This window comes from Pectobacterium jejuense, from assembly GCF_026800125.1.
Taxonomy (GTDB): Bacteria; Pseudomonadota; Gammaproteobacteria; order Enterobacterales; family Enterobacteriaceae; genus Pectobacterium; species Pectobacterium jejuense.
In genome coordinates this window covers 1-19,312 of sequence record NZ_JAPQKX010000002.1, presented here as the reverse complement: position 1 = coordinate 19,312, position 19,312 = coordinate 1, and the positions used below count along the sequence as shown (strand labels likewise).

Here is a 19,312-nt window from a genome sequence, read left to right as displayed (position 1 = left end):
ATTTTTACCTTACTAACCGGCTGGCGAGCAGACGTTGCCATGACTGCGGGAGAACAGAAACCGCTTTGAGCAACAGCGCAAAGCGCAGAGGGAAGGCGATTTCGCGTTTTTTCTTTGCCAGACCACGTCGAATAACCTCCGAGGCTTGTGATACGGAAATCAGCATCGGCATCGGGAAATCATTACGTGCGGTCAGCGGGGTTTCGACAAAACCGGGCAGGATCAGCGACACGGTAATATTGCGAGCCTGCAAATCCAGCGACAGGCTGCGGGCGAAGTAGGCCAGCGCGGCCTTTGACGCGCCATAGGCTTCCGCTCTCGGCAGCGCAACGAGGCTGGCGGTTGAACCCACCAGCGCCAGATGGCTACCGTTGGCAAGCTGTGGCAATAACACCGACAGGCAATTCACCGGGCCGATCACGTTGGTTGTCAGCACCCGACTGACTTTTTCCGCTTCAACGACGCCGTTATCCAGATACTCACAGGTTCCCGCACTGAGGATCACCAGATCGGCCGTGACGCCGTCCAACGCCTGCTGCGTATCCGCCCGATTCGTCATATCAAAGGCTATCGTGCGAATGGTTGGGAAGGCGGCAGTTAATGCATTAAGTCGTTGTTCATCGCGCCCGCAGGCGAGGACGTCCCAGCCGTCTCTGGCATAATCCAGTGCTAATTGCTGACCGATTCCAGAACTCGCCCCAGTAATCAACACGCGTTTCATGTCTGAAGTCTCGACTTCAGGTGGCTGATGAGCGAGCCAAGCAGGGGAACATGCTGATAAAGCATTGCGCCCATGTCGTAATAATCACGGTGATAGATCACTTTGTTGTCGGCGAAGAGCAGGTGGCTACAGCCTGCTAACGTCAGCGGCGCGTTACGCTTTAACGACGGATGTGCATAGTGCATCGTCCAGAACATCGTCGCACCGCCGCGGAAGGTATGGACATCAGCGATCTCGAACTGACAGTAACTCAGATTGTCGAGTGAATGAGAAAAGTAGCGATGCAAAGCATTCAACCCATGATGGCTGGAAACAGGGTCGATAAAATGAATATCTTGATGATAGATATCACCTAGCTCCGTTAATCTCTCGGCTGTCAGTTCTCGATAAAATGCCCTTATTTTCAGCAGAATAGGTTCATACTCACCATTTTCTACCGAGATGCCGTCTTCCTCGCGCGCTTTTTCTATCGTCATAACCACTCCTGTTAAGGTCACCCATTCCCACGCGGTGGAAATGGCTAACAGATAGAGGAACATCAACGCTTATTAATTGAAAGATATCAACTTAGGTATAGATTGAATCCACCGTTCGTCAATAAGATTTTTCAGAACGATAAGGGGGGGATAAACACTGATGGAGGGAAGATATGGCAGAAAAAAGAAAACATGACGCAAAATCGAGTGACAACGTCACGCCATGTTTCCTCGGTCGACAGCAATAAGCCGAATGTTATTTCTCAGCAGGTTTAATCAACGTCAGAATCGTGCCCAACTGCTCACGCTGTTCATCGCTGACTTCGCGCGCAGCGGAATAGCCCGCATTCTGGATGATCATCTCATTCAGACCCACAAGCCAGTCATAGATATAAAACGCGGTATTGTTGGTCGGCGTCAACGACAGCTTGGTTAAGCGCTGTGAAGCTCCAAAACTGACAGCCTGTTTTTCGGGTTTAGCGAAAATTTTATGACCGCGATTAATACGGCTGGCAGGGCGCAGAGATTCATCAAGCTGCTGGAAGCCGAGCCAGGCAACGAAGTCACCGAGAATGGTCAGCACGCGTGAAACCTGACGGTCGGCCTTATTCTCGCGGTTGATGCCCAGTTGCTCGCCGTCGACCAGCATATCGACCAGTGCCTCTTCGATCCGCAAACGGGTGCTGCCGGTAATCAATTCTTCAACCAGCATTTCGATCGTCGCTTTCGGCACGTTCAGCAAATCGAGAAGCGGGGCATTTTCCGGCAGGCCGCGCAGATAGTTAATCCAGTAACGATAAACGCTGTGCGCGTAGTCTGCCTCATAGCCGTGGTCGATCGTCAAAATCGGCGGTGCAGGCTGATCGATAGCGATCGGCTCATCAGCAAACAGATCGATTTCGATCCCGACACCAAACGGATCGCTATGAGCTGACGGGGCGGAAAGGTCTTCGGCATCCGTGTGGAAACCGCCATAGCTTGCCCCTTTTTGTTGCAGATACAGACGGCGCAGCTCATCACGCGAAGGCAACAACCGTTCCAGCAGTTCACCGTGCACGCCGGTGCGAGTCTGGAGCGATTTGAGCAAGGTTTCTGCGATGCGCTGTTTTTCCGCCGGATCGTCAACATCAACGGGCAGATACCAGTTACCCAGCAGGTTATCGCTGAGTTCACGTTGGAGTTCGTTAAGCTGTTCGCTGATACGCCCCAGTTTTACATCCCGGTGGACTTCCGCGCCTAGCCACGTTGCCATCCGCGCTACGCCGCGTTTATCCATCGCCAGCATCGTTCCCCAGGCGTCGCCCGGATTACCGACATAACGTTGTACCGCGGCATCATAGTTTTGCCCGTGCGTAATACGGCGATCGTGGCGAGTGACCGCCCAAATCAGCCCCGGTTTACGGTGGCTACGAACCTGTGCGTTTTCGCCTTGCGTCTGTTTAACCCAGTGATCCAGCGCCTTGCCGACGACTTTAACGTCGGCGCGGTTGCCTGCGGCGCTGCATACCATCAGGACGTTCATTTCCTGATTGTCGGTATAGCGCTCCAGCAGATAGGCGCGTTTCGCCCGCAATAGCGTGTGCGCCAGTGGATGCTGTGTGCTTTGCTGTCTTGCTGGTGGCTCGTTCCGCGTCTCGCGGATCTCACCAAAGCCGGGGAAGTCCAGCACATCAACCTGCTCGAACAGCGCTTCTTTAGGCGGCAAATGCAGTGGGATAAGCAGCTCCGCCGTCAGCATCGTTAACTCAGCCAGCGAAAGCTCTGTCGTTTTCCCTGCACGGCCATTCTGAACCGGCCGCACCAGTACGCCGGGATCGTCGGCACTGTGCAAGCGTTCCAGCGCCGAACCGTCGATCAGACCGTCTGCCGGATTTAACTCATCATCCACCAGTATCCGCAGCGGTGCTAACAGCTTGCGCGTACCGGACAGGTGTTGCAGCGTGTGGCTAAAATGACGATATGCGGTGGTCAGTGAATTCAACTCGCCCCACAGGACTGAGAAGAGCTGGGCGCGATCGTCAACGGTGAGATAAGGCGCTAATTCAATCGCCACCGGCCAGAAGTGGGCTTCCAGCTGTTTTTGCCGTTTGACATCGTGACGTGCGAGATAGTCCCAGAGTTCGACGACTTCATCGCGGCTCATCCCTTCAACAGATTCTGGCTGACGGTGCATCAACAGCGTTTTAATGTGTTCGGCAATATGGCGCTCATCCAGCTCTTCAAACGTGGTCTCTTGATTGAGATCGTTTAAGAATGCGTTGGCCATGATCTTGCCGATATCCAGTTCGCTGAGCAGTTGCAGCTGAACGGGGAACGATTTGTTCTTCACACCCGACTGTCGGCTAAAGCGCGTAACGAGCGCGGTGGCCCGGTCGGACGGATTAATGTGATCGATAAAATCCAGCTGCTGCCCTTCAAAAGCGGTTTCCAGCTTGCCGTTTTCGCCCCCGGCCAGCGACGCGATCAGGTAGGATTTCCCTGCCTGAGACAGGCCAAAAAAGCCGATGGCGATCTCTTTCTGCGCCACGTCGGACAGGTGCTGTGCTTTATTGTGATTACGGCGCAGTTTGACGATCAGACGGTCAGCTTCGATATCCAGACGCGGAGCGTTCTGGCGTGTGCTTTCAACCCAGTCGATCGCCTGTTCAACACCTTGCGCGACGGCCTGTAGCTGGCCGTGAAGGCGGGTAGAAAGCTGTTTGGGCGTTAGTCGTTTCATTTTTTAAATACACTCCCACTATCGATCCAATAATGGGTCGCACCTGAGCCGTTAGCGGATAATGTGTTCAATTTGAGTCGTAAATGCTGTGGTGGAACGCGGGTGCCGTCTTCCAGCACCGCATCGGCAATCTCAAAGCGTTCGGGGCTGTCTTGATCGTCGCTTTTCGTTACGGCCAGTCGGACGCGCAGCTTACTGTCGCCGACGACCTTACGCGCTAAATCCTGATCGACAATCGAGAGCATGTAGAGCGAGGACGCTGGCCAGCGCTCGTTGTCCAACTGGCGGAAGCCGAGGCAGAGTGAGCCACGCACCTGGAAACTGAGTTTCGGGTCAAGCTCGAAATCCGGCGCATCCAGATCGATATCGCTGTAGTAAACGTTATCCAGCGTCAGCGCGTTGCTGCTGTCCATCATGCCGAGGTAGCGCACCGTAGAATAAGGCTGGAAATCACCGACCTTAAAGTAAAAGCCCGGCAGGCGCAGATCGAGCGCTAGCAGGCACAGCATCGCGCCGACGGCGGCAGTGGATTTCGGATTATCGATGCGTCCACGTTTGTTAAACGGATACCAGTCGTTGGTGTGATAGCCATCCAGCGACAGCATCCGGTTAATCGGCAGCGGCTGCAGGTGGCGGAACAGCGCCTGAATTCCTGGGAAGCGCGAAGGACGACCGGTCAGCAGCAGCACATCGCACGAATACAGTGACACCACTTCAGACATCAGGCGCAGATTCTGCGTGATGTTCATTTTGTTAGACAGAAATTCGCCGTGCAGCTTGCTCAGTTTGAGAATCAGCGGCACCTGCAAAATATCGAAGACTTTGTCGCTGACTGGCAGCTCACGCTGTACTTCTGTATTGATGTATTCCAGTACTTTTTCCGTCGGTGCCTGTTCCAGCAACTCGCCGAAGGTGGATTCGATCTCGGCGCTGGTATCCAGCGGATCAAAGCGCTCATAGGCTTCAAGAATCGCCCGGCCGATCGGGATGAAGACCTGCAACGTTACCTGCTGGCGTAGCGTGAGCTGTGCGTCCATACGGCCTTCATTGCCGAACAGCTTCGCCATCAGCGCATCTGGGCTAGCCATTCCGGCGGTTTTCAGCGCGGCCTGTAGCGCAGGGAGGATATAGAGCTGAATCACATCCAGCAGAATATCGTCGCCAGCGACCTTAAAGCCTTCACGGAACAGCAGACGGGGAATGATTTTAACGTTGTTGCCGACGCCGTCATCGAGCAGATATTGCGTAATGGCGAGGTCGGTGGTGCCGCCACCGATGTCGATTGAGGCAATCCGCAGCGTTTTGCCCGCGGGTTCACCTTCGTCGAGCTCTTTATCGGGGCGCGCCATGCTGGCGAAGAAATCTTCCGCACGGCCGCCAAAGTTCACCTGTGCTTCGTTATACAGGTAAACCATCTGTCCGCATGTAGCTTCATCCCATTCGATTTGCACGTCAGGCACGGGAACCCGGCTCTGCTGCTTGTCGGCTGGCGTGGTGAAATCCTCATCCATCGGATGCCAGTCCATCGCTTTCCAGACCAGCGCGATCGCTTCATGCATCCGGCGGCGGAAAATTTCACGTTCGGGTTTCGGCATCGCGGAAGGCAGCGTCAGAATGATATTTCGCAACTGGCGCGGCGCGCTGCTGTGGATCATCTTCAAGCGCTGAGCGGCGCTGTTCATCTGCATCAGCGCCTGTGCCAGCAGCTCGGAGAGCATGAATGTCATGATCGAACTGCGACTGTAGTGCGGTGAAAACACCGGTAAGCGCTCTTCCAGCGGCTGGTTGTAGAGCGGCTGACCTTCATCATTCAGCATGATGGTCAGCGGCATGGCTGTTGCTAACGGTTCGGTCTGCGAATGTGCGTCCGTCTGGCTGAAACGCCAGCCTGGTGCATAGCTTTCTTCATCCCACAGGTAGCGACGCGGGCTGGAAATACCGCTCGATCCTTCCGTTCCCTGACGCAGCAGCGCCATGTGGCTGGCTTCGCGTCCGACGCGGGTGATTGACGGCCAGATAAAGGCGTCATCACGACCGCTTTCCACGGAGAAGTTTTCTTTACCGAATTTCGCCTGAGAGAACTCAACGCGGCTCTCAAACAGTTCGTTGTACAGATAATGTGGCTCACTCAGATCGCGTAACTGCAGTTCGTAGGTCTGTTTCAGACCGTTGCTTTCGTCTGCATGGTCCTCAACCAGAATGCCGCAGGTGTGTGAGTTACCGACGTCCAAAATCAGGTCAACGTTGACTGCGGGTTCCTGCAGCGTACTGGTATTGATGCGGATTTCCGGTATTTCGAGCTGGTTGCCCAGCATATCCAACACATTCAGGTAATGTGCCTGATATTCAAACCCTCTGAGCGCCACTTTTACATCGTGACTGTCGCGGTTTTCCAGCGCTTTAACTCGCTGAGTAAAGACTTCACGCAGCCAGCCGTCGACCCAGGTTTCATCAAGGAATTCACCCAGTTCGTCGCTGTGATAAGCCAGCGCGAAACTCCCGCCGGTTTTGATGTCATTGGCATTCGGTGCCAGCGATTCGTACTCGTGGCCTTCCGGATAGGTTTTGGTATCGAACGCCAGACAAATGCGGTGCGTATTGCCGTCCTGATCGGGCTTATCCAACGCAAGAATCTGCATCCGCGCCCAGTTATCCGGCCCGCCCATGAAGGTGCGCGGCGGATTAAAGCGGAAAAAGGGCAACGGCAGCCAGATGTTCTCCAGCAGTTTCAGCGATTGCTCAAGCGAAATACTCAGCTCAGGCTTCACCACTTCTGGCGGCATTCCGGTGGCAGAAGGCAGCAGGAATTTGTCCGAGTGTTCATCGTACAGCAGGTGCAGCAGAGGGCCGTTGGCACTTTTACGCACATAGCGGTTAGGCTGCTCAGCCGAAAACTGCGGCTTCAAGGCAAAATCCAAAAATTGAATTCCGCTGTCCTGAATCAACGTAATGCGTTGTTTATAATCGGTAATCGTCGCCAGCATGATTATTTACTCTCGCGCTTTATCGTCATCGGGAAAACGGTGTCTGCGTCGTAACGGCCGATACACTCCGCAGCAGCGCCGGAAGCGCCTTGTTTACAGACCAGTTCTGGCATTTGGAAACGAGAATTATCGGAACAGCGGGCACCGGAACGGCTGTTGATGATCAGATTGCCTGAGCTCATTAATCCTGCCTCAACGTTAGCGCGACACGTGACACCGTCACCATGAGTGATACGTGCCGTGCCTTTTCCATTTTGAATCTGGTAGCGCAGGCTAGGCGGCCTGCCGGTAATCGGCGCTTTGCCATCAACAATGACACGCCAGTTGCCGTTCAGGAATTTGATGGAGCCGATTTTCACCGCGTCGGCTGGCATGACGAGATCGTCTTTGCCTGCAGGTATCGCGGGGACTAGCTCAACAGCGGGTTCAGCTGGCGGGGCAACAGGCTCTTTGGGTTCCGTGACCGCAGGCGCTTCCGGTTTGACCGCTTCTGCTACAGGCGCAGCAGCAACCGGTGCTGTAGCAACTGGTGGCTCAGCGGCTTTTACGACCTCTTTTTCTGCGACAGGTGGAACAGGCGTGCTTTCTTGCTGTGGCGCAGGTTCAGCCGGAGTAGAAGAAGGCAGGGCGCGTTTTTCTGGCTTGACCGTCGCGGCGACATCGGATGTCGGCTTGTCGTCTTGTCCTGATACGCAGCCACGTATCTGCAATGACAAAATCGCTAACAGTGCAGCGGCAGGTAACAGCCACCACAGGCGGAAGAACGGCGGGCGTGCGGGTACTGCTGTGGCGGTAGCAGGCGCTGGCGTTGGCTCGACGGCTTCCGGTGGGCTGACTGGCTGTGGCTCAGGTTCAGGCTCGGAAACGGGTTCGACCAGCGGCGGTGTTGGTGCGCTTGCTGCGGGAGCGGGTGCAACAAAAAGCGGTTCCGCTTCTTTGATGACAGGTCGCAGGCAGTCTAACGCATCAAGACGAGATTTTTTATCGAGATTGACGAAGCCCCAGAACGTTAAAACGGGTTTGCCATCAACCAGATAGACGTGGTTCGCTCCAGGGAACTGTATCGCTTTTGCCAGCAGGACACCGAAAAGTTTCTGCCCAGCTTTTTCGGCATTTTGCGCACGCTGGCTGATGTCGGCAACCGCAGCTTGATAGGTTTCCAGTAACGCCAGCGCCTTTTCTCGTTCTTCTTCGCTCGCGGCAATCCAGGAAGTGACTTTACCGTCAACCGGCGAATACCAGTCAATTCGGTCGCCATGCTCGTTGGGTTGGGGAATCGCCAGGCAATCGGCAATCTGCTGCTGTTTTCTGAGACGTAACGTTTCCCGCAATTGAAGTGCTGATGCGTAAACTGGCTGCCCGTTCTCGCCCAGCGCCAGAAAATCATCCAAACTTCCACTACGTAAAAATAATTTTGCCACGCAAAAGAGACCTTTTGTAATGATGCCTAAAGCAGAAAATAAAGTGTAATCTGCGACAGGGTATACTGTAGTGCGAATGATGGCGAATCAAACGCTTAAAGAAGTGATAAAACTAACAAATATTTGAGCAATAGAAAAAGTGGGAAACGGGAAGTGTACGCACGTGCAGCCGACGACGTCCAGATAATATGATGAAAACGCTGATAAAAACGATGCATTCTCTTTCAGTTGTGATTTGTGGAAACGAGGGACGCTGCGCGACGTCAGCCTCCCTCAAGGCCGTGAGAATTAAAGCTGGACGTTACCCGTGATCAGGTAAGCGGATGAGGTGCTTTGTGACATCGGCGGCAACGTATCGCTGAGGACATTACCTTTTACGTCGGTAAATTCAATTGGAAGGTCGTTCATTCCAACGTGCTCAACAATAAAGTGGTTATAATCGGTTTTCTGTGCAGCAATCCATTGGTTATTGCGCATATATTTCATTTCAATAACGGGATATTTTACGTTCCTGAATTGCACCGCTGCCCAATAAGGATTTGAACCTTCCTTTATACGATAAATAACGTTGCCATTTACTGGTGCTTCGATCAGCGTCCAGTCGATATTAATTTTCCCATCTCGCAGATCGCCTATTTTCTCAAAAGCGTTAAACGATAAATCCAGTGCACAATCGCCGCCTTCAGGATAGAGGTCGGTGACATAAACCACCGTACTGCCTTTTGGACCATTTACTTTCAGGTAGGCTCCAGCCAGCGACGCCTTCACGCCACGATAATCCAACTGGTTCCGGTTTAACGCCGTGATCTCCATGTTTTGTGGGATCGGATCCAGCAAAAGGGCACCGCCCTGATAGCCAGAGCCTGTTGCGGTGGCGTAGCCGTAACAGATGTCGTCCAGTTCCCACTGGGCGTGGGCGGTATTAATGAGGGGAATAACGCATAATGCAGACAAAGCTAATGAGGTTATTTTATTCATGTTTCACATCCAATATGATTCAAGATTAATAACATAGGTGAGTGGTAAAAATAAAAACACCAAAACGGAAATCCATTTTTTGGCGTCTGAATAGTCGGTCTTTTGTATAAAAAGGTAAATCGGTTTTATCTTAAAAGAGTAAAGCAGTGAATATATCACTGGGTTTATTTCTATAGAGTGAAATGATTATGTGGGTAAATAATCGATTTGGATTTATTCGGAATGTGTTCTACGGTTTAAAAGGTAGGACGACAATATTATTTCGCGCCAGCGCGGATAACGACCAATAGCTAATCTAGAACGATGAAGAGGAAACAACATGACCATTCATAAGAAAGGGCAAGCGCATTGGGAAGGGGATATCAAGCAGGGAAAAGGCACTGTCTCAACGGAAAGCGGTGCACTGCAACAGCAACCTTACGGCTTCAATACCCGTTTTGAGGGCAAACCCGGCACGAACCCGGAAGAACTGATTGGCGCGGCGCACGCGGCCTGTTTCTCTATGGCGCTCTCGCTGATGTTAGGCGAAGAAGGGCATAAACCTGAGTCGATCGATACCACTGCGGATGTGTCGCTGGATAAAGTCGATGGCGGGTTCGCCATCACCAAAATCGCGCTGCACAGTACGGTGAAACTGCCGGGTATTGATGAAGCTACGTTTGATAGCATCATCCAAAAAGCGAAAGCGGGCTGCCCGGTGTCCAAAGTGCTCAAGGCCGAGATTACGCTGGCCTATCAGTTGAATTAAGTGCGGGCAGTTGAACTGAGAACACGCTGCTGATCCAGGCTGTTCCGATAAAATTGTGCTGATAAAAAGGCTTACCGGTATCGTACCGGTAAGTTTTTTTACATTTATACAATTAAAAGCAACGAAACGATTAAAAATAATTTAACATCTTTACGATAATAACCATAAAATTAGCATTGTCATCGCTGCGTGATACGGGCTATGGCGTAGGACGCAATATAACAAGAGCAATATTGGGCTGGCCGGTTTGTGGTGGCCAGATTCTCTGAGTATGTCGTGCTGTGGAACACAAGCGAGAGTTCAAGATGAATAAAATGACCAAGATCTGTTTTTCTGTGCTGTTGGCCGGTAGTTTGCTGACCCCTGTTTTGGCAAACGCTAGCACGTCGGAAGACATGCGCGGTATGCAGAAAAGCTATACCGCCGCGACGAAAGCGGACGATGCTGCCGCGCTGAAAACCGCGCTGAGCGAATTCCGTGAGCACGTCGAGCACGCGAAAACACAGGTTCCGCCTGATTTTGCCAAACAGCCTGCCGATGGCCCAGACAGAAAAGCCTATGTGGAAGGTCTGGATAAGATTTTGCAAAAAGTGGACAGCGCACAGGCTCTGGCGGATTCCGGTAAACTGAACGAAGCCAAAGCGGTGTTAGCTGAAATCAACGCGTTGAAAGGCGAATACCACAGTAAATTGAGAGGCTAAGCCGCTTTTCGTTTACCATAAAGCCGCCAGTGGGATCGCACTCACTGGCGGTTTTTTTTATTATAAACGTTACGACAGTCAGGATTGCCAGCTAAGGGGAAACGGGATGACGTCACCATCACACGATGCAACGCATGATGGCAAAGATACACAAAGCAGAATTCTTGAAGCCGCGTTGGAAGTCATACTGGATCACGGCGTGAGAGGGGCAACTTACCGAAAAATCGCGCAGCAGGCCGGGTTGTCACCGGGGACATTAACCTACCGCTACAGCAGTATTGACTTGCTATTGAGCAGCGCGTTCATCTATATGGTCGATGGTATCTCACAGGCATTCCGTGTCCGCCTCAAGCAGGCAAAGGATATCGACAGCGCGCGTGAAGCCGTAGTTGACCTGATCTGTGGCGACATCTGGGCAACGCCGCGTCACCTGACGTTAAGTTTTGAACTGTACGCGCTGGCATCGCGGAAAGAAGAGTATCGGCTGATATTGCAGGAGTGGATGACGCGCAGCAGAAAATCGCTTCACCTCCATTTTAGCATTGCAACCGCATGTTCACTGGATGCGATGATTGAAGGATATACGATCCATAACTATCTCAATAATGAAGCCGTCAGCCGTGAAGACATCCTCAATACGGTAATCAAACTGACCTCCTGATTCTGCCTGGCTCGATCCTGTCAGGCATTTTTCCATTAAAAAAGAACCTAATGAAACAGGTGCAAAACGGTGTATATTCGTGCGATAGTTGTTCGTACGTATGTACGAATTGGTTTAAATAAAGACGACGAGAGCTATGACCACAAAACCTGCGATTAATAAATTTGCACTGTTCGGGCTGATGTTCATTCCCGGTTTTACGTGGGCAACCTGGGTGACCCGAACCCCCGTTATGCGTGACGTTCTGAATGCCTCAACGGAAACGATGGGCATGATTCTGTTTGGTTTTTCATGTGGTTCCATGCTCGGCGTATTGGGGGCAGGTAAAGTCATTAATGTCCTCGGCATCCGTAAAACTATGGCCGGAGGATTTCTGCTGCTGCTTCTTGGGCTACTTATACTTGCTGCATCGCTTTCGATTCAAAGCACGCCCAGCGCCTTTATGGGATTGTTGATTTTCGGCGCAGGTGTCGGCCTGGTTGATATCGCCATCAACATTGAAGGGGCGGCGTTTGAACAGCATCTGAATAAAAGCCTGATGACCACGCTGCACGGTTTTTTTAGCCTGGGAACGCTGGTCGGCGCGCTGACAGGGATGGCGATGACGGCGTTCGGCATCAATACTACCCTGCATTTTGTGGTGGCCGTAGCACTGTCGATACTCACCGCGATTGTGCTGATGCGCCAAATGCCGTGGCTGAGCGATTTGGCCCGTTCTGAGCAAGAGGAAAAGGGCGACTACAAGACGCAAGTTTTCAATGAGCTTAAAGACAGTCGTTTGCTGATTCTCGGTGTGGTGATTCTTGCGATGGCGCTTGCCGAAGGTTCTGCCAACGACTGGTTGCCACTATTAATGATCGATGGTCACAACTTTGGTCACACGTCAGGGACGCTGGTTTATGTCGGATTCACTGCCGGTATGACGCTGGGCCGCTTTGCCGGAGGATATTTTGTCGATCGCTTTGGTAAGGTCAATGTGCTCCGTTTCAGCGCCGCTTCCGCCGCGCTTGGGCTGACACTGGTCATTTTCTCTAATGCACCACTGCTGGCCGCTGCTGCCGTTATTTTCTGGGGTATCGGCGCATCGCTGGGCTTCCCGCTCACCATTTCTGCCGCAGGAAGCGGAGAAAACAGCGCCGTTCGCGTCACGATTGCCGCAACATTGGGTTACTTTGCTTTCCTCGTCGGTCCGCCTGCACTGGGCTTCCTTGGCGAGGTTGCGGGGTTACGCATTGCCATGCTACCGGTACTTGTCATGGTGATTTTGGCCTTTATCTGTTCGTCTTCCGCCCGTGAACGTGCGACCAGAACGGTATCTGACACCCCATCCTGACGTTTCTGCGTGGTTCCGTTTCGTGTTACCGGAACCGCGCAATCTGTTCCACGCTATTGATTCCGTTGATCATCAATGATGTGATAAGTCACGGTTGCGAGACTGGCTGTTACTCCGAACGGGGAAAGTGAACACAATGGTAAATTTAACGGATATGGCTGAAGGGGATTACCCCGAATATCGCCAGTTTTTTATTCTTGAATATGCTCAGGATCTACAAGAATCCCGGGGATATGACGCGGAAAAGGCGAGGGCGATCGCCACGCAATCGATCGATATTGCGCTACCGCAGGGCGTTCACACGAGAGCCAATAAGTTATGGTGCATTCATTCCTCAGATAATGCAGGCGTCCTTATTGGTTACTTGTGGGTAGTTCTGAAAGAAAACGCAGCCTGGGTCTCTGATTTTTGCCTTCTGCCCGCGTGGCGGGGCCGTGGTTTCGGTAAAGCCTCACTTGCTGCGATGGACGTAGCGCTCACGGTATTAGGTATTGGCGAAATCGGACTGAGAGTAGCCGCACATAATCCAGTTGCCAAGGCGTTATATGAGAAGAATGGCTTCCAAATCACCGGTTTTAACATGCACAAAAATCTGGAGCAGAACCCTCCATCAGACCGCCATTAACCCGATGAAATAGAGCAAGTACACCTCAACGACCACTGGCCCCCCAATGCCACTATTTTGTTCACATCTGTGTAACTAAAGTTCAAAAAAAAGACGCCGATAAACAAATAGTAGGAGCTCATTGCAACGGAATGTTGATTACGATAAGTATCAACTCTAGGGGAGCCATAATGGCCAAACAATTAATACAAAAAAAATCAATGAGTACCCGCGCTCAAGTGCTGCTAACTGGCGCATTAACTATCGCACTCGGTTTCGCTGTCACCATTGGGGTGCTCAGCTGGCAGTCTAGTAAGGAACAAAAATCTCTGGCCGAACGCTATTTGCAGCAGATAGCCCAAAGCGAAGCATTAAGAATTCAACAGGAACTCAACTACGCCCGGGATGTGGCACATAACCTCGGACAAGGGCTGGCTGCGTTGCCTGCCGCAGGCATTAAAGACCGCGCAGTGGTCGATAAAATGGCGGAATATGCTCTGCGGGATAACCCAGAATACCTCTCGGTTTCAGTCATTTTTGAAGAGAATGTGTTTGACGGTCGCGACGCTGAGTTTGCCGATCAGCCGGGTCAGGCACCTAAAGGCCGCTACGCCTGGTTTGTCGACCGCGATCAGGCTGGCAATTACAAGATGCATCCTCTGCTTTCCTACCTGACTCCTGGTCAGGGCGATTACTACCTGTTGCCGCAAAAGAGCCAGAAAGATACGCTCATCGAACCCTATTCCTATGCTTACAACGGCGTTCCTACGCTGCTGACGTCAGTCGCCGCACCGATAGTTAGCCAGGGCAAACTGTGGGGCGTCGTGACTTCAGACATCTCCCTTGCATCATTACAGCAAAAAGTTAACCAGATTAAGCCTTGGGAAGGCGGCGGCTACGCGATGCTGCTATCCAGTGAGAGTAAAGTCATCTCTTATCCTGATAAATCCCAGACGAGCAAAGCCTGGCAAGGGCCGACGGACAACTTCACGTCCTCAGTGGTACAGCACGACGATGCCATTCTTGGCGAAGAAGCACTGATTACCTGGCAACCCATTACTATCGGCAACAGCACAGATAAATGGCATTTGGCCATTGTTGTCCCGGTGAGTCAGGTGATGGCCGCTTCTGAACGCCAGTTAATGAATGCCGTCATCATGATGGTGATCAGTATCCTGCTGGTGAGCGCGCTGCTGGGCTGGGTATTCAGCCGTAAAGTGCTTAAACCACTGGGTGGCGAACCACGCGAAGCGGCCACCATTGCGCTGGCTGTTGCGGAAGGTCGACTGAGTAATGTGATTGACGTACAACCCAATGATCGTAACAGTCTGTTCTTCGCGCTGAATACGATGCAGTCACAGCTGCGTCAGGTGGTTGGACAGATCAAAGACGCCAGTGATTCCGTGCGGCAAGGCGCGGCGGAAATTGCCAGTGGTAACCTCAACCTTGCATCGCGTACGGAGCAGCAGGCTGCTGCGCTGGAACAAACCGCGGCGAGTATGGAAGAGATCACCGCAACGGTGAAACACAATGCCAACAATGCTCATCAGGCCACGACGCTGACAGAGAATGCCACGAAGATTGCTCAGCGCGGCGAATCGCTGGTCAGTCAGGTGGTTCAGACGATGTCGCAGATTGATGAGAGTGCGAAGAAGATTGGCGATATTACCGCCATGATTAACAGCATTGCTTTTCAGACCAACATTCTGGCGCTGAATGCCGCAGTAGAAGCGGCACGAGCTGGCGAGCAGGGAAGAGGATTCGCCGTTGTGGCATCGGAAGTTCGCAGCCTGGCACAGCGCAGTGCCAGCGCGGTGAAAGAGATTGCCGCACTGATTGAGGAATCCAGCCAGCGCGTTGAAAGCGGCGTTAAACTGGTGAACGATGCTGGTAAAACCATGCAGGATATGACACACGCCGTCAGCTCGGTGCAAAGTATCATCGGTGAGATTGTCACGGCATCGGATGAACAGGCGAAAGGCATTAGCCAGGTCACGATTGCCGTCAATGAAATGGATGGCGTCACGCAGCAAAACTCCGCACTGGTACAGCAGATGTCTGCTGCAGCCAGTTCGCTGGAAGATCAGTCCATGTCGTTAGCGCAGGCGATAGAGCATTTTCGCTTGGAACAGCAGCACGTGTCACCTCGTGCGCTCTTAAAGTAAAAAGTGACGCTGTCACCCGGCTGCTTAACGGTTGCCGGGTGATATCTTTAATCCTTCCTTGATTTTTGCTCCACGCCCCCCTGAATTTTCTTCAATATCGCATATGGTATTCACTACTTCGTGACAGTTGTCCCGAGCCTTTAATTAAGGCAAATTAAATCATCCCGATATTCCTAAGAAAAAATAACCATGCACTTGAATTACCCCTGTCTGAGAGCGTTCATGGAGATTGTCCGCAGCGGCAGCTTTGAAATTGCGGCTCGTAAACTCCACGTCACGCCGTCTGCCATCAGTCAGCGTATCAAGCAGTTAGAAGATCAACTTGGTCAGGTACTGATCGTAAGGGGCAATCCCTGTCGAGCAACGCTGACGGGGCAAGCGTTACTTCGACACGCAGAACAGATAGATATGTTGGAGAGTGAGCTTTTCAGCATAATACAGCTTGGTTTTTCTTTTCGTAGTCAATAATTCACGAGCGCGGAACTAATGATTTCAGAGACACAAAAGTTACAGTCGCTGATTGTGCATTATGAAAGACAACTTCATTGCCAAGTAACGCGCTGCCAGAAAGACGTCATTGATAATCTGCTGCACCGCGACTTTTTTGAAATTGGTCGTTCTGGAATGCGGTACGACAAACAGCAGGTTATCGATGCATTGATTTCTGAAACGGCCGAACAACAGATTCAGGCCGATAACTTCGAGTTATCAGTGGTAGATGAAAAAAGTGTGCTGCTGACATACCTGAGTTACAAGGCTGGCGAGAATAACATCGTCAGTAAAACATGGCGGACATCGCTATGGGTTAGAAATGTTGACAGCCCAAATCCCGATGATTGGAAAATGCGGTTTCATCAGGGAACACCAACAGCAAGTTCTGAAGCAACAGCTAACGATTGATGATATGAGAGGCATGCTGGAAGTGTTTTTTGGATGCGGGGATTTGCTCAACGGAACGACCAGTTCCTGCCTGTTTATCTATTGGTTCGCATAATGTATATTATGTTAAATGACCTTTAGTGGTTCACAACTTCATATTGTAAGCGCACCCTTTTTAGTTCCACACACTTTTTGAGATTTTCGGTTTTTCAGCCATCAGCCGATATTCCTCCGGCGTCAGATTATTCAGCGATTCATGAGGACGCTCGCTGTTATATTCATGCAGCCAGTGCTCCGTAATTTCCCCTGACCTCATTCGGTGTTCTGAACAGGTAAAAACCCAGTACTTCTGTTCTATACGCCCGGTTAAAACGCTCCATAAAGGCATTCTGTGTTGGCTTGCCCGGTTTAATAAATTCCAGAGCTACACCATGCTCTTCCGCCCATTGTGCCAGCATCAGCGACACCAGCTCTGGACCGTTATCCATCCGCATCTTTAGCGGATACCCTCGGTTTGCCACTATCCTGTCCAACACACGAACAACGCGTTGAGCCGGGATATTCAGGTCAATTTCTATCGCCAGCACTTCTCGATTAAAATCATCCACCACGTTGAACGTGCGAAAACGCCTGCCACACAACAGTGCATCATGCATAAAATCCACTGACCAGCTCTGATTCAGGTGTTCCGGCGTCGCCAGTGGAGCTGGATAACTCATCGGCAAACGTTGCTTTCCTTTACGACGAAAATTCAGTTTTAACAGGCAGTAAATACGATGAACACGTTTATGGTTCCATGCATACCCCTGCCTGCGTAGCTTCTGGAACAACTTCTTGAAGCCGTATCGCGGATAACGTTCCGCCATTTCAGTCAGAGCCTGAATGACCGGTTCATCACGCCGGGTGTCAGGCTGATAAAAATAGACCGCCCTGCTCAACGATAACGTCCTGTATGCCTGGCGGATACTCATCGCAAACTGTGCGGTCAGATAACTGACGAGCTCACGCTTAAGACCGCATTCCCCATTAAATAACCAGACTCCGGCGGAATTTGCTCGAAGTCTGAAAAAGGTCCGGATCTCTGCTTTAACCGGGCACCGATATTGGGAGGAGATCAGCTTCGTCAGCATACGAGAAAATGCATTGAGATCGGATTAGCCCTCACTGTAAGTTACTTGTTATTCAATAATTCCATTCTTGCCTTCATTTTGATAATAGTCGACCTTATCTTATCACTAGATTCATATTGGTTTTTATTTGTAAATTTTAGGAATAATTCTACCATTCCTAAATTATTTCCCGAATCGTAAAGTAAACCACCTAATGATAAAGCCGCATTAAATACGATGGACTGAGTTTCCTGATCATCTATTTCCTCAAATTTTTCAATCACAGTTTCATATGCATTCATCGCTTCATTTTTTCTGCCTGCATTTTCATAAAAATTTCCTATGCTATAGTACGCCTTCGCTAGCTCAGCCTTAATTTCCGAGTCTTTAGAAGTTTTAAATCGTTCAACAATCATTTGATACGCTGCGAACTGCTCCTCAGATTTATCCCATTTCCCATAAACTATCGCCATATTATAATAAGCTTTAGCCACCTGTCGTTGAACTACGGTTGAATTATGGTTTTTGAATTTTTTAATGAAATCTTGATATTTTTCAATTGCGGTATCAAATTTATTCTGTTGAGCGTATACATTCCCTATGCTGTGGTAAGCCAAAGCAACTTGTTCCTGTACGGAAGAGTTATCAGAATCACTAAATTGCCCAATCAGGTTTCGGTAGGCTGAGATACATTGGTCAAATTTTTTCAACTTCCAATAAACTATACCAATATTACGATAGGCCATAGCGATCTGGACTTGTACTGTCGGTAGTCCCGAAACACCAAAACGGTCAATCAGGTTCCGGTAGGCCGCAACTTCTTCCTCCGGCTGGTTCAATTGTCCATAGGTTATACCCATATTGCGGTAGGCCATTGCCAGCTCTTCCTGAATGGTCGGATTGTCGGAGTCACCAAACCGCTCAATCAGTTTCCGGTAGGCCGCAACTTCGTCCTCCGGCTGATTCAGCTTTCCATAGGCTATACCCATGCTGCGGTAGGCCATCGCCAGTTGCCCCTGAATGGCCGGATTGTCGGAGTCACCAAACCGCTCAATCAGTTTCTCGTAGGCCGTGATTTCCTCTTTCGGTTTATTCAGTTCTCCGTAGGTGACCCCTGTGCCCCGCATAGCCATCGCTACCTGAGCCTGTACGGCCTCGAATTCTGAATCACCAAACCGCTCAATCAGTTTCCGGTAGGTCGCGATTTTTTCTTCCGGCTGATTCAACTGTCCATAGGTGACCCCCGTGCCCCGCATGGCCATCGCTACCTGAGCCTGTACGGCTTCGAATTCTGAATCACCAAACCGCTCAATCAGTTTCCGGTAGGCCGTGATTTTTTCTTTCGGTTTATTCAGTTCTCCGTAGGTTATACCCATGTTGCGGTAGGCCATCGCCAGCTCTTCCTGAATGATCGGATTGTCGGAGTCACCAAACCGCTCAATCAGTTTCCGGTAGGTCGCAACTTCGTCCTCCGGCTGATTCAATTGTCCATAGGTTATACCCATGCTGCGGTAGGCCATCGCCAGTTGCCCCTGAATGGCCGGATTGTCGGAGTTACCAAACCGCTCAATCAGTTTCCGGTAGGTCGCAACTTCGTCCTCCGGCTGATTCAGTTCTCCGTAGGTTATACCCATGCTGCGGTAGGCCATCGCCAGTTGCCCCTGAATGGCCGGATTGTCAGAGTCACCAAACCGCTCAATCAGTTTCCGGTAGATCGTGATTTCCTCTTTCGGTTTATTCAGTTCTCCGTAGGTTATACCCATGCTGCGGTAGGCCATCGCCAGTTGCCCCTGAATGGCCGGATTGTCAGAGT

15 protein-coding genes and 1 pseudogene are annotated in these 19,312 nt (G+C 51.2%); 8 read left to right on the top strand and 8 right to left on the bottom strand.

Features of this window, described 5'->3' with window-relative positions; translation table 11 throughout:
* Nucleotides 1–4 precede the first annotated feature (4 nt).
* The 6 genes from NXT09_RS03645 to NXT09_RS03620 all read right to left on the bottom strand — a co-directional run bounded on the left by NXT09_RS03645 (nucleotide 5) and on the right by NXT09_RS03620 (nucleotide 9,299).
* Nucleotides 5–721, bottom strand: coding sequence for an SDR family NAD(P)-dependent oxidoreductase (locus NXT09_RS03645; protein WP_268578909.1), 717 nt, complete (start codon nucleotides 719–721; stop codon nucleotides 5–7).
* On the bottom strand, nucleotides 718–1,197 hold the full coding sequence (locus NXT09_RS03640; RefSeq protein WP_268578908.1) for a nuclear transport factor 2 family protein: 480 nt from the start codon (nucleotides 1,195–1,197) through the stop codon (nucleotides 718–720). Before NXT09_RS03640 ends, NXT09_RS03645 begins: the two co-directional genes overlap by 4 nt.
* A 256-nt stretch (nucleotides 1,198–1,453) precedes the next feature.
* On the bottom strand, nucleotides 1,454–3,916 hold the full coding sequence (locus NXT09_RS03635) for a putative virulence factor (RefSeq protein ID WP_268578907.1): 2,463 nt from the start codon (nucleotides 3,914–3,916) through the stop codon (nucleotides 1,454–1,456).
* Nucleotides 3,913–6,900, bottom strand: coding sequence for a virulence factor SrfB (locus NXT09_RS03630; protein ID WP_268578906.1), 2,988 nt, complete (start codon nucleotides 6,898–6,900; stop codon nucleotides 3,913–3,915). Before NXT09_RS03630 ends, NXT09_RS03635 begins: the two co-directional genes overlap by 4 nt.
* A gap of 2 nt (nucleotides 6,901–6,902) precedes the next feature.
* A complete protein-coding gene (locus tag NXT09_RS03625; RefSeq protein WP_268578905.1) occupies nucleotides 6,903–8,321 on the bottom strand; it encodes an SrfA family protein in 1,419 nt (472 codons plus the stop codon).
* Between the two features lie 288 nt (nucleotides 8,322–8,609).
* On the bottom strand, nucleotides 8,610–9,299 hold the full coding sequence (locus NXT09_RS03620) for an expansin EXLX1 family cellulose-binding protein (protein WP_268578904.1): 690 nt from the start codon (nucleotides 9,297–9,299) through the stop codon (nucleotides 8,610–8,612).
* 319 nt (nucleotides 9,300–9,618) lie between these two features.
* Here NXT09_RS03620 and NXT09_RS03615 point away from each other — a divergent pair, with 319 nt between their 5' ends.
* From NXT09_RS03615 to NXT09_RS03580, 8 genes are all read left to right on the top strand, one after another.
* Entirely contained in the window at nucleotides 9,619–10,047 is a 429-nt protein-coding gene (locus NXT09_RS03615) for an OsmC family protein (protein ID WP_010275011.1), read from the top strand.
* A 305-nt stretch (nucleotides 10,048–10,352) separates the two neighbouring features.
* Nucleotides 10,353–10,748 (top strand): cytochrome b562, encoded by a 396-nt coding sequence (locus tag NXT09_RS03610; protein WP_205550399.1) that lies wholly within the window; start codon nucleotides 10,353–10,355, stop codon nucleotides 10,746–10,748.
* Nucleotides 10,749–10,854: 106 nt separating this feature from the next.
* On the top strand, nucleotides 10,855–11,409 hold the full coding sequence (locus tag NXT09_RS03605) for a TetR/AcrR family transcriptional regulator (RefSeq protein WP_268578903.1): 555 nt from the start codon (nucleotides 10,855–10,857) through the stop codon (nucleotides 11,407–11,409).
* A 136-nt stretch (nucleotides 11,410–11,545) separates the two neighbouring features.
* Nucleotides 11,546–12,742 (top strand): MFS transporter, encoded by a 1,197-nt coding sequence (locus tag NXT09_RS03600; protein ID WP_268578902.1) that lies wholly within the window; start codon nucleotides 11,546–11,548, stop codon nucleotides 12,740–12,742.
* Between the two features lie 136 nt (nucleotides 12,743–12,878).
* Nucleotides 12,879–13,367, top strand: coding sequence for a GNAT family N-acetyltransferase (locus NXT09_RS03595; RefSeq protein WP_268578901.1), 489 nt, complete (start codon nucleotides 12,879–12,881; stop codon nucleotides 13,365–13,367).
* A gap of 170 nt (nucleotides 13,368–13,537) precedes the next feature.
* Entirely contained in the window at nucleotides 13,538–15,511 is a 1,974-nt protein-coding gene (locus NXT09_RS03590) for a methyl-accepting chemotaxis protein (RefSeq protein ID WP_268578900.1), read from the top strand.
* A 189-nt stretch (nucleotides 15,512–15,700) separates the two neighbouring features.
* Nucleotides 15,701–15,979, top strand: a complete 279-nt coding sequence (locus NXT09_RS03585; RefSeq protein WP_268578899.1) for a LysR family transcriptional regulator — start codon at nucleotides 15,701–15,703, stop codon at nucleotides 15,977–15,979.
* 18 nt (nucleotides 15,980–15,997) lie between these two features.
* The gene (locus NXT09_RS03580; protein WP_174865584.1) at nucleotides 15,998–16,411 is read left to right on the top strand and encodes a nuclear transport factor 2 family protein; all 414 of its coding nucleotides are present in this window, start codon (nucleotides 15,998–16,000) and stop codon (nucleotides 16,409–16,411) included.
* A gap of 154 nt (nucleotides 16,412–16,565) precedes the next feature.
* Here NXT09_RS03580 and NXT09_RS03575 read toward each other — a convergent pair.
* Together NXT09_RS03575 and NXT09_RS03570 are read right to left on the bottom strand one after the other, a co-directional pair.
* Nucleotides 16,566–17,403 (bottom strand): annotated as a pseudogene (locus NXT09_RS03575) (IS3 family transposase); the annotation flags it as partial.
* Between the two features lie 158 nt (nucleotides 17,404–17,561).
* Nucleotides 17,562–19,312, bottom strand: a 1,751-nt coding sequence (locus NXT09_RS03570) for a tetratricopeptide repeat protein (protein WP_268578898.1), incomplete at its 5' end; no start/stop codon positions are given.